Origin of the sequence: Pseudorhodoplanes sinuspersici (genome assembly GCF_002119765.1) — a bacterium.
Taxonomy (GTDB): domain Bacteria; phylum Pseudomonadota; class Alphaproteobacteria; order Rhizobiales; family Xanthobacteraceae; genus Pseudorhodoplanes; species Pseudorhodoplanes sinuspersici.
In genome coordinates, this window is the sequence record NZ_CP021112.1 from 3,933,734 (window position 1) to 3,945,215 (window position 11,482).

General features: G+C 62.4%; 12 protein-coding genes. All 12 read left to right on the forward strand.

The genetic code is table 11. From position 1 onward, the window contains the following. The first annotated feature begins 370 nt into the window (after positions 1–370). Positions 371–1,381, forward strand: a complete 1,011-nt coding sequence (locus CAK95_RS19120) for a glycoside hydrolase family 108 protein (protein WP_086089359.1) — start codon at positions 371–373, stop codon at positions 1,379–1,381. 1 nt (position 1,382) lies between these two features. Beyond that, positions 1,383–1,817 (forward strand): hypothetical protein, encoded by a 435-nt coding sequence (locus CAK95_RS19125; RefSeq protein WP_086089360.1) that lies wholly within the window; start codon positions 1,383–1,385, stop codon positions 1,815–1,817. A gap of 71 nt (positions 1,818–1,888) precedes the next feature. Then, positions 1,889–2,566, forward strand: a complete 678-nt coding sequence (locus CAK95_RS19130) for a nitroreductase (RefSeq protein ID WP_086089361.1) — start codon at positions 1,889–1,891, stop codon at positions 2,564–2,566. A gap of 62 nt (positions 2,567–2,628) precedes the next feature. Beyond that, complete coding sequence (locus CAK95_RS19135; protein WP_086089362.1) at positions 2,629–2,964, forward strand: PepSY domain-containing protein; 336 nt, start codon at positions 2,629–2,631, stop codon at positions 2,962–2,964. 17 nt (positions 2,965–2,981) lie between these two features. Continuing rightward, entirely contained in the window at positions 2,982–3,650 is a 669-nt protein-coding gene (locus CAK95_RS19140; RefSeq protein WP_086091518.1) for a response regulator transcription factor, read from the forward strand. A 152-nt stretch (positions 3,651–3,802) separates the two neighbouring features. After that, complete coding sequence (locus CAK95_RS19145) at positions 3,803–5,170, forward strand: ATP-binding protein (protein ID WP_086089363.1); 1,368 nt, start codon at positions 3,803–3,805, stop codon at positions 5,168–5,170. A gap of 147 nt (positions 5,171–5,317) precedes the next feature. Beyond that, positions 5,318–5,797, forward strand: coding sequence for an RT0821/Lpp0805 family surface protein (locus tag CAK95_RS19150; RefSeq protein ID WP_086089364.1), 480 nt, complete (start codon positions 5,318–5,320; stop codon positions 5,795–5,797). Between the two features lie 78 nt (positions 5,798–5,875). Then, complete coding sequence (locus CAK95_RS19155; protein ID WP_157699680.1) at positions 5,876–7,285, forward strand: hypothetical protein; 1,410 nt, start codon at positions 5,876–5,878, stop codon at positions 7,283–7,285. Positions 7,286–7,333: 48 nt separating this feature from the next. Then, positions 7,334–8,482 (forward strand): c-type cytochrome biogenesis protein CcmI, encoded by a 1,149-nt coding sequence (ccmI, locus tag CAK95_RS19160; RefSeq protein ID WP_086089366.1) that lies wholly within the window; start codon positions 7,334–7,336, stop codon positions 8,480–8,482. 19 nt (positions 8,483–8,501) lie between these two features. Further along, on the forward strand, positions 8,502–8,981 hold the full coding sequence (ccmE, locus tag CAK95_RS19165; RefSeq protein ID WP_086089367.1) for a cytochrome c maturation protein CcmE: 480 nt from the start codon (positions 8,502–8,504) through the stop codon (positions 8,979–8,981). Then, on the forward strand, positions 8,978–10,957 hold the full coding sequence (locus tag CAK95_RS19170; protein WP_086089368.1) for a heme lyase CcmF/NrfE family subunit: 1,980 nt from the start codon (positions 8,978–8,980) through the stop codon (positions 10,955–10,957). The genes ccmE and CAK95_RS19170 overlap by 4 nt, the downstream gene beginning before the upstream one ends. Before the next feature lie 4 nt (positions 10,958–10,961). Next, on the forward strand, positions 10,962–11,465 hold the full coding sequence (locus CAK95_RS19175) for a cytochrome c-type biogenesis protein (protein ID WP_086089369.1): 504 nt from the start codon (positions 10,962–10,964) through the stop codon (positions 11,463–11,465). Positions 11,466–11,482 lie beyond the last annotated feature (17 nt).

The following is an 11,482-nucleotide window of genomic DNA, read 5'->3' on the forward strand; positions in this document are numbered from 1 at the left end:
CATGAATGAACGCGATGGTGATTGGCTGCGACGGAACAGAGCGCCGCTTTGGGCCGCTCGCACAAGGAACACCGCCATGTCTCTGATGGTCGCCAGTATTCTCGTCACCGGTCGCGCCTCTTCGGGCAGCCGGCCGAAGTAATTCGTTCCGCGTCACGGCCGGAAGGCCGGACCGACAAAAGCCAGCCGTGAGGCTGGCTTTTGTATTTTGGGCTGAAAGCCGCGCCGCAAGCGCGGCTTTTTTCATTTCAAGGAGATCGACATGGAATGGATCGGCTGGGCGATTGTGATCGTCCAAATCGCGGCTCTGTCCGCTTATCGCTATTGGTCCGGCAAATGGCCGCTCAGGCTGGATCTTTAGGGCGCGCACATGGTTGCATCGAATTATGAAGCCTCGCTCGTCCGCGTGCTGAAGCATGAGGGCGGCTATTCCAATCATCCGTCCGATCCGGGCGGCGCCACCAATTATGGCATCACCATCGCCAGTTATGCGCGCTTCAAGGGGCGCGCGGTGACGGCCGCCGAAGTGCGAGCGATGCCGTTATCGGATGCAAAGGCGATCTACAAAACGAGTTACTGGAACGTCTTGCGCTGCGATGAATTGCCGGCGGGTCTCGATTACGCCGTGTTCGACTATGGTGTTAACTCCGGCCCGAGCCGCGCGACCAAGGTGCTGCAACGTCTGCTGGGACTTGCTGCGAGCGGAGCGATGACCGATGAGGTCATTGCCAACGTCCGTACGGCCAACCTGCCCACTCTGGTTGCAAAGTTGTGCGATGAGCGTCTTGCTTTCCTGAAATCGCTGAAGACCTGGCCCGTGTTCGGCGTCGGGTGGGGACGCCGCGTCTCCGATGTGCGGCGTGACGCCTTGGCGATGGCGAAGAGTGAGGCGGTTACGCCGGCTGCATCGTCAGCGGTAAGCGGCAAAGGACATGTTCCAGCACCGACATCCGTACGCACGACGACGACGGCGGCGACGGTCGCCGCCGGAGCAGGCGCCGCACTGGCAACTCACGATGTGGGTGCACCGGCGTCGGTTGTTCTGGCAGTCGTTGCCATGAGTGCCGTGCTTGCTGTTGCCGGCTGGATCGGCTGGACCATCTGGCACAAGCGCAAGCAGGATGCCGCCGCGCCGCCTGTCATCGGCGCCAACGTCATAACCTCGTTCCGTCTTAAGCTAAAAGGATGGCGCACCGTTATCTTCGGTGGCGCGCTCACCGTGGCGGGAGCGTCTCTCGACATTCTCAATGCGCTGCAACTGGTCGACATCACGCCGCTGCTGCCGCCGGAGCACGCGCTGAAAATCATCGCCATCATTGGTGTCGCTACAGTGGCGTTGCGCGTGATGACGACAGGCCGGATCGGGCAGAGGGATTGCTGACATGCTGACATCGATCCTGCTCAGGCTTGTCGGTTGGCTCGGCGGTGGCGTGTTCGACACCCTGATCGGCCGCGTGGCGGATCACCTCCGCCAGAAAGCAAGCGACGATCTCGTCCGGTTTCAGACCGGCGTGCAGGCCGACACGCAGATCGCACTGGCACAGCTCAATGCGCAGATCGAGGCGCGGAAACTGCAGGCGCAGATCATGGAAGCGGATCGCGGCTGGTGGGTGACGTCCTTCATCCGGCCGTTGATCGTCTATCCTTGCGTCCTGCATTTTAGCGCCATCGTGCTGGATTCAACATTCATGTTTGGCTGGGGCATTGCCAAGCTGCCGCCGCCTTATGACGGCTACGAGCAGGCGATCATCTTGTCGTTCTTCATCGCTCGGCCATTCGAGAAGGTGGCGCGGGTGTTTGCGGCAGGGCGGACGTAGTATGCGGCAAATGGGCTTGGCGTGGCGCAGCCAGCTTCGTAAACAGGTCGATCCTCTGGAGTCCAAGATCGATGAATGTCCGCGATGCCGTTGCTTCCCGCTATTCCTGCCGCGCCTTCCTTCCCACACCGATCCCTGAAAGCACGATCCGCGAGATCATCGAACTCGCCGTGCGTGCGCCGTCGGCCGGCAACATGCAGCCATGGCGGATCGATGTGATCGCCGGCAAGAAGGTCGAGGCGCTGAAGGATCTCTTGCGTCCGCGCATGGGCGAATTGCCGCGCGGCGAGGGCACCGAGTACACGATTTACCCGCCGGAAATGAATGCGACCTTCCGCAAACGGCGTTTCGATGTTGGCGAACGTCTATACAAGTCGATCGATGTGCCGCGCGAGGACAAGCCTGCGCGTTACCGGCAGTATGCCCGCAACTTCGAATTCTTCGGCGCGCCGGTCGGCATTTTCTTTTCGATCGATCGGACGCTCGGTGTCGCGCAATATTCCGACATGGGCGGCCTGATCCAGACGGTGATGCTGCTGGCGCGCGATTACGGTCTGCATGCTTGTGCGCAGCAGGCCTGGGCTTCATGGCCGCAGGCCGTGTCGGCCTTCCTCGATTTGCCCGAGCACATGATGCTCTTTTCCGGTATGGCGCTGGGCTACGCGGACGAAACGGCTCCAATCAATTCCTGGCGAGCGCCGCGCGCGCCCGTGGAGGAATATGCGAGCTTTTCGGGGTTTGACGGATAGTGGATCACTGTGGAGCGCCAATATTCATGCGTCATTCAGGCGTCGAGGCCTAGTCGATTCCTATGTCCATCCGCTTCCTTATCCTTGCTGCGGCGATGCTGACCGCCGTCCTTGGCGCATCCGCATCGCAGGCGGCTGAACTGAAGGCCGTCGGCAAGCTGGCCGATGGGCAATGCCTCTCGCCGGCGCAGCGGCGCCACGTCTCCGCGAGCGGCAAGGTGGTTCCCCTGGGCAAGGCCATCCGCGCCGCCAAGGCCCGCCGTAGCGAGGTGGTCGATGCCAAGCTCTGCAAGGGGTCGAAAGGTCTCGTCTACCTGCTGACTCTGCTCGCGCATGATGGCAAAGTCACCCGTGCGACCGTCGATGCCGCGAGTGGAACTCTCGCGGAAGGCGGCTGATCCGGAGGGCCTTGAAATTGCGTCTCCTCGTGATCGAGGACGATCCCGACCTCAACAGACAATTGGCAACCGCGCTGACGGAAGCCGGTTACGTGGTGGACCGCGCGTTTGATGGCGAAGAGGGGCATTATCTCGGTGAAACCGAGCCCTACGACGCCATTATCCTCGATATCGGTCTTCCCAAGATGGATGGTATCTCGGTGCTGGAATCCTGGCGTCGGGCCGGCCGTGCAACGCCGGTGCTGATGCTGACCGCGCGCGACCGCTGGAGCGACAAGGTCCAGGGCTTCGACGCCGGGGCCGACGATTACGTGCCCAAGCCCTTCCATATGGAGGAGGTGCTGGCGCGTGTCCGCGCGCTGCTGCGCCGCTCGGTCGGACACGCCAAGAGCGAATTCAATTGCGGGCCGGTGCGGCTGGATACGCGGACCGGGCGGGTGGCGGTCGATGGCAGCCCCGTGCGGCTGACCAGTCACGAATACCGGCTGCTCTCCTATCTCATGCATCATACCGGGCGTGTCGTGTCGCGGACCGAACTGGTCGAGCATCTTTACGATCAGGACTTCGACCGCGACTCCAACACCATCGAGGTTTTTGTCGGCCGTATTCGCAAGAAGCTCGGCGTCGATGTCATTCAGACCGTTCGCGGGCTCGGTTATCTGCTGACGCCGCCCGATGCGCGCTAGCTATCAGCTGTCATGCCCGCACTTGTTGCGGGCATCCACGTCTTCGCTTGGCGGCAAAGACAGGACGTGGATGGCCGGGGACACCGGGGATACAAGGCGTCAACGACGCCGTCTTGGACGGCTATGCCCGGCCATGACAAGGTCGGTGAGCGATGCGCGCTAACTCGCTGGCGCTGCGGCTCTTTCTCTGGGCCGCCGGCTGGACGCTCGCGATCATCCTGGTCACTGGCATTTTATTGTCGTCGCTTTATCGCGAGGCGGTGGAGCGCGCCTTCGATGGACGGCTGCAGGTTTATCTGCGCACGCTTGTCGCCGATCTGGCCGCGCCCGAAACACCCGATGACAAGCTGGCGCAAGGCGTCAGCGAACCGCTGTTCGAATTGCCGTTGTCGGGCTGGTATTGGCAGGTGACGCAGCTCGACAGTGCGAAGCCCGATATCCGGGCCTCTCGGTCTCTGTGGGATGGCGGTCTGCCTCGCCTGCCTGTGCCGACCGCCGCTGCGGCACTCGGTGTGCGCTCGGGCTATGTCAACGGGCCAGAAGACCAGAAACTGCGGCTGGTCGAACGCACGGTCGATCTCGGCGAAGAGGGCCATTATCTCGTCGCGGTGGCCGGCGACGCAGCGGAAATCGAAGACGATATCAGAAGCTTCAACCGCGCCTTGATCGTCACCTTCTGCGGTCTCGGGCTTGTCCTCCTGCTGACGACAGGCTTTCAGGTTCAATTCGGGCTGTCCCCGCTCAAACGCATTTCGCAACAGCTGGCCGCCATTCGCTCCGGCCAGGCCGAACGGCTCGAAGGCCGCTTCCCCGTCGAAATTGCGCCCTTGGCGCGCGAAGCGAATGCCTTGCTCGATGCCAATCGCGAAATCGTCGAACGCGCGCGCACCCATGTCGGCAATCTCGCGCACGCGCTGAAAACGCCGCTCTCCGTTCTCATGAATGAAGCATCCTCGCGTGCCGACGATCCACTGTCACAAAAAGTCAGCGAGCAAGCCGACATCATGCGCGACCAGATTGCCCGCCATCTTGAGCGCGCGCGCATGGCGGCGCGATTGACGGTGATCGGCACGATCACCGATGTCGCGCCGGTGGTGCTGGCGATTGCACGGACGATGGAGAAGACCAATCGCAACAAGGATCTTCGCCTCAAGGTCGATGTCCCGGAGGATGCGCGCTTTCGTGGCGAGCGTCAGGATCTCGAGGAGATGGTCGGCAATCTGGTCGACAATGCCTGCAAATGGGCGCAGTGGCGGGTCGCCATCGAGGTTCTGAAGGAACGGGCCGAGCCGGATCAGCAAGTCGTGCGGATCATTGTCGACGATGATGGTCCGGGCCTTTCGCCCGCAGAGCGCGAACAGGTGACGCGACGGGGACGCCGGCTGGACGAGACAAAACCCGGCTCGGGGCTCGGGCTTTCGATCGTGGTGGAACTCGCAGCGCTGTATGGCGGGACATTCACGCTCGGGACCGCGCCGATTGGTGGCCTGCGGGCGGAACTGGTCCTGCCGGCCGCCTGACGCGAACCGCTTTCTTTACGATTTGGTGTCTATATCGGTGGCCGGATAAAGGGGCCGCGGCCTGACAATCGCCGCATTCCCTGTAGTTAAGTGAATGCCTGCCGCGAGCCTTGCGGCGTACCGGGGGAATCGGGGAAGGGGCGTTTCATGCGTTTAATTGGTACCATTGTGGTGGCGTCGGCCATCCTTGCCGGCTGTGCTGGTAACCCCGAAACCGGAACTGGACCTCGCGAAAATACCGGAACTTTGGTTGGCGCGCTCGCTGGCGCGGCGATCGGTTCGCAGTTCGGCGGTAGCACTGGCTCGCGCGTGGCGGCCGGTGTTGCCGGTGCCGCGATTGGTGGCTTGCTGGGCAATCGCATTGGCGCGGCCATGGACGATGAGGACAAGCAGCGCGCCTATTACGCGCAGATGCAGGCACTCGAAAGCGGCCCTGCCGGCGCCCCGACGGCGTGGGAGAACCCTGATTCCGGTCGCCGCGGAACGATCGTGCCGGGCCCGCAATATGACCGTCGCGGAATGCAGTGCCGCGACTATACCCACACCATCTATATCGACGGCAGGCCGCAGATCGCGCGCGGTGCCGCATGCCGCAATCCGGATGGAAGTTGGACGCCGGTGGCGTAACCCACCGGAGCACCTAACCCGTTTTTAACGCACCTCGCGTATCACTCACGTCTTGAGTGCAAGCGTAGAGTGATGCGTATGTCCGGCGGCCTCCTTGTCGAGCGGTTACGACAGTTTCTTCGGGATCTCAGTCCCGACGCGCGTAACCTATTGATGACGGAATTGGAGCGCGGGCTGCTGCGGGGCGAAGAGACGCCTGGCGCGGAACTCGTGTTGCAGGAATTGCGGCGCGACGCGCGCGAGCATGCACGGCCGAAACGGCCCGGCAATCTCAGCCGTCTGTTCTTCCAGCCACTTGAACCCTTCCTTGTCGACGACAGCGCGACCCATAATCACCCCGGCCGCATTGCGCGTGTCATCCTCGAACCGGTTTGGGACTGGATCTGCCGCGATCTCATGCCGGGCGAAGCCAAGGCGGTCACGGACCAGGTCGCGCTCGCATTCGACAACGGCGAACCCAAGCGGGCGGAGCAACTGGCGCGGGCTTTTCAGGACCGCACGGCTGTCCGCATGGAAGAAGCGCTTGCCGCCGCGCATGCCGATGAAAGATTGAAGCGGCGACTGACCGGCCAGATCAATACGCCGCGCGCGCTGACCGACATCGCCTCCATCCTCACCATCATCAAGTCGCGTGACGTTCTTGCCACTTTCGGATCAAAGCTGCCTGGACATATCAAGGTCTTCGATGGCGCGCCGGTTGTCGAGGTCAAAGAGCTGATCGATTCGCCGGTCGCAGGAGGGTCGAAGCTTTTTGTCTACACGCTGGTCATGACGATGAGCCGTCTCGCCGCGCCATGGCAATTGATCCGGCTCGCGACCCGCGCTGCGGGCAGTGATCACGCCTCGCGAATTGCCGAAGGGCCTTACTCGGCAGCGGTTGAGATCGTATTCGCCGAAATCGAACGCATGACCGGCGAACTGAAGGCCGAGCTGCGTACCGGCCGCGGGCTTGCAACCGGCGCCTTGCTCAAGGGCATTCACGATGCCGCACGTGGCATGCGGAGCGAAATCAACCTGACGCATGACTCGCCCTGGAGCCGCCGTCTCGCTGCGCTGCGGACGCAGGTTTCCGATCTGCTCAAGAACGAGATCGAAAGCCTCACCGGCCGCGTCCGCCGTCTGCTGCGGCCCCGTCCGATCAAGGAAATCGCGCCGCATTCGACCATCGATATCAACGAGGTTGGCGATACCGAGGCATTGATTGAATTCGTCAAGACCTGCCGCGTTTATGCGAACGAGCTTGCGGTCAACGAACTGACCTCGCGCACCTGGTCGGACCTGCAGCACTATCTCGACACGACGACGCCCAGCCTCGTCGAAAACCTGCGCAATGCCGGCGAATCGGATCGTGCGTTCCGGCAGTCGCAACTCGACGCTGCGGTACGGTTCTGCGCCAAGGTGTTCGGTCAGGAATATGCCTCGCTGCTGCTGAAATCGGGCGAGGTGGCGGTGGCCAGCGAGCAGAAAAAGCTGGCCGCGAAAGCGTGATTGCCGCCTAGTTGCGGGCGCCGTCCGCCCGTGATGTAACGCGGACGCATGACCCTGTTCCTGATCCTGGCCCTGATGACGGCGGCGGCGATTTTCGCCGTGTTGTGGCCGCTTTCGCGCCGGCCTCCGGAGGCGGCGACGGATGGCTATGATGTCGCGGTTTATCGCGACCAGCTCGACGAAGTCGAGCGTGACCGCAAGTCCGGATTGATCGCCGACAGCGAGGCGGAGGCGGCGCGGCTGGAAATTTCAAGGCGATTGCTTGGCGCCGCCGATAGGGAGGTTCAGCCTTCCTCGGAGGTCGCCGGCTCACTTTGGCGGCGGAGGGTTGCGGCACTGACCGCTCTGATCGCGCTGCCTGTGATCGCTGCCGGGCTGTACATCAACTGGGGTTCCCCACATCTTCCCGGCGCTCCGCTGGCGGCCCGGCTCGATTTGCCGCCGGAACAGCGCTCGATCGAAAGCATGGTGGCGCAGGTGGAAGCCCATCTCGAGCGCAATCCGGAGGACGGTCGGGGGTGGGATGTCGTCGCTCCGGTCTATATGCGGATGGGCCGCTACAATGATGCGGTGCGCGCACGGGCCAATGCCTTGCGGCTTCTTGGAGCTTCGGCCGATCGCGAGGCCGACCTCGGCGAGGCGATGGTCGCGGCTGGCAATAGTATCGTGACAGCCGACGCCAAGGCGAGTTTCGAACGTGCTTTAAAAATCGATCCCAATCACCTGAAGGCACAATATTTCATCGGTCTTGCCGCCGAGCAGGATGGCCGGCCGGAAGAGGCTGCACAGATCTGGCGCGCCATGCTGGCCCGCGCGCCGGCCAATGCGCCATTCCGGCCGCTGGTCGTGCAATCGTTGGCACGGGTCGACAAGGGTGAGCCGCCGAAAGGCATCGCGGTCGAACCCAGGGCGCCGCAGCCGGGACCAACACAGGAGGATATGGCGGCCGCCCAGCAACTGACGCCGGAGCAGCGCACCCAGATGGTGCGCGGTATGGTCGATCGGCTGGCGGAGCGGCTGAAGACCGACACCGCCGATTTCGAGGGCTGGTTGCGACTGGTTCGCGCCTATGTCGTGATGGGCGATGCTGACAAAGCGCGCGAAGCCCTGGTCAACGCGCGCAATGCGATTGGAAGTGACGACGACAAGCGCAGGCGTCTTGACGACCTGGCAAAGGGGCTCGGCATTGATGGTTGAGTTTAGGAGCAGGATTTAAATGACGCGCAAGCAGCGGCGTCTGGTGTTGATCGGATCTGGGCTGGTCGTGCTGGCGATTGCGGCCGTGCTGGTGCTGACCGCCTTGCGCGACTCCATCGTGTTCTTCAACTCGCCGACCGACATCGTCGAAAAGAAAGTGGAGGCTGGCTCGCGCATCCGTCTCGGCGGGCTCGTTCAGCCGGGCAGCCTGCAACGCAAGGATATCGATGCCGTCTTTGAGGTCACCGATGGAAAGAATGCCATCCGCGTCACCTATCGCGGGATCCTGCCGGATCTGTTCCGTGAAGGGCAGGGCGTGGTGGCCGAAGGCCGGTTGATCGATAGCACTTCATTTCGCGCCGATAACGTGCTGGCCAAGCATGATGAGAATTACATGCCGAAGGAAGTCGCCGACGCACTGAAGAAGCAGGGCCACTGGAAAGACGATTACGGCAAGGCGCCGGAGGCGCAAGGTGCATCTCAGGTGACGCCAAAATGATTGCCGAAATCGGTCACTACGCCCTCGTCCTCGCGCTGACGCTGGCAATCATTCAGGCAACGCTGCCGATGATTGGCGCGCGGTTGAATGACCGTGTGCTGATGGGCGTTGCCGAGCCGGCCGCGCTTGCGCAGTACGCATTTGTCGGCCTGTCGTTCGCGATGCTGACGGTGCTCTACGTCACCTCCGATTTTTCCGTCGTCAACGTGTTCGAGAACTCGCATTCGGCGAAGCCCCTGATCTATAAAATCAGCGGCGTGTGGGGCAATCACGAAGGCTCCATGCTGCTCTGGGCACTGATCCTTGCCCTGTTCGGTGCGCTGGTTGCGGTGTTCGGGCGCAATCTGCCGCCGTCGCTCCGCGCCAACGTGCTTGGTGTGCAGTCATGGATCGCGGCGGCTTTTCAGCTGTTCATCCTGGGAACGTCAAATCCCTTTGCGCGATTGGCACAAGCACCATTCGAGGGCCGTGACCTCAATCCGGTGCTGCAGGATATCGGCCTCGCGGTGCATCCGCCACTGCTCTATCTCGGTTATGTCGGCTTTTCGATTTCGTTTTCGTTTGCCGTCGCGGCCTTGATCGAAGGGCGCATCGACGCCGCGTGGGCGCGCTGGGTCCGGCCTTGGACGCTGGCGGCCTGGATGTTCCTGACACTCGGCATCGCGATGGGCTCGTATTGGGCCTATTACGAACTCGGCTGGGGCGGCTGGTGGTTCTGGGATCCGGTCGAGAATGCATCGCTGATGCCGTGGATCGCCGGCACCGCGTTGTTACATTCTGCGGTGGTGATGGAGAAGCGCAACGCGCTGAAGGTCTGGACCATCCTGCTGGCGATCCTGACTTTCTCCTTGTCGCTGCTTGGCACCTTCCTTGTGCGTTCGGGCGTCCTGACCTCGGTTCACACCTTCGCCACCGATCCGACGCGCGGCGTTTTCATCCTGGCCATTCTCGTCTTCTTCATTGGCGGATCGCTCGCGCTGTATGCGTGGCGTGCGCCGTCGCTGAAGCAGGGCGGCTTGTTCGCGCCGATCTCGCGTGAAGGCGCACTGGTCCTCAACAACCTGTTCCTCACGACCGCCTGTGCGACGGTCTTCGTCGGCACGCTTTATCCACTGGCGCTTGAAGCGTTGACCGGCGACAAGATTTCGGTCGGCGCACCATTCTTCAATGCCACTTTTGGTCCGTTGTTCTTGCCACTGATGATCGCGATGCCGTTCGGTCCGCTTCTCGCGTGGAAGCGCGGCGATCTTTACGGGGCGGCACAGCGCCTGATGCTGGCCTTCGCCGTCGCGCTGATCGCCATGGCTGTCACCTTTGCCATCGAGTGGGGCGGTCCGGTGCTGGCGCCATTCCTGATCGGCGTCGCCTTCTTTGCAATGACTGGCTCGCTGATTGATCTGGCCGAACGCGTGCAGCTCTTTCGTCAGCCATTCGCAGTATCGTTGCGCCGTTTTGCCGGTTTGCCGCGGTCCTCGATTGGGACGGCCGTTGCGCATTTCGGACTTGGTGTGTGCCTGCTCGGCATTGCCTGCGAAGCCAATTACGGCGCCGAACGCATTCTTTCCATGAAGCCCGGTCAGGCGGTATCCGTTCGGGGCTATGATCTGACATTCGACAATCTCGCCTCGCGGCCGGGACCGAATTATCGCGAGCTTGTTGCAAAATTCACGGTGCGCTCTGGAGGCACCACGATCGGTGTGCTCGAGCCGTCGAAACGGACGTTCCAGGCCCGCAGTTCGTCGACGACCGAAGCGGCCTTGCTGACGCGTGGCTTCAGCCAGATTTATCTGTCGCTCGGCGATGTTGCCGCTGATGGTTCGGTCGCGGTGCGGCTCTATCACAAGCCGCTGGTGCTGCTGATCTGGCTGGGTGCGGTGGTCATGGTGCTGGGCGGCGCCTTGTCGCTGTCGGATCGGCGGTTGCGCGTCGGTGCACCGCGGGCGGCCAAGAAGCCGGCCTTGCAGCCGGCGGAGTAGGGCGATGCAGCTCTTGCGTTTCGTTGCGGTGATCGTTGCCCTGGCCTTGTTGTATGCAGCTCCGTCATCGGCCGTGCAGCCCGACGAGATCCTCCCCGATGCGGCGCTTGAACAACGGGCGCGCCACCTCTCACGCGAATTGCGCTGCATGGTGTGCCAAAATCAATCGATCGACGATTCCGACGCGCCGTTGGCCCGCGACCTGCGGTTGCTGGTTCGCGAGCGGCTAAAGGCGGGCGACTCTGACCAACAGGTGCTGGACTTTCTCACGGCGCGCTATGGCGACTTCGTCCTGCTGAACCCGCCGCTGAATTGGCGCACGGCGCTGCTGTGGGCATTGCCAACCGGATTGCTTGTCTTTGGCGGCTTGGTTTTGTTGATGATGGCGCGGCGTCAGCGCGGCCGCCCCTTGGCGACCGATTCGTCAGGGCACCAGGCGCCTCTGACCCCGGAAGAAGAGGCGCGCATTACCACGCTGCTCAACAAAGACCCGCGAACCAAGGCTTAATTTATTGATTTTATTTG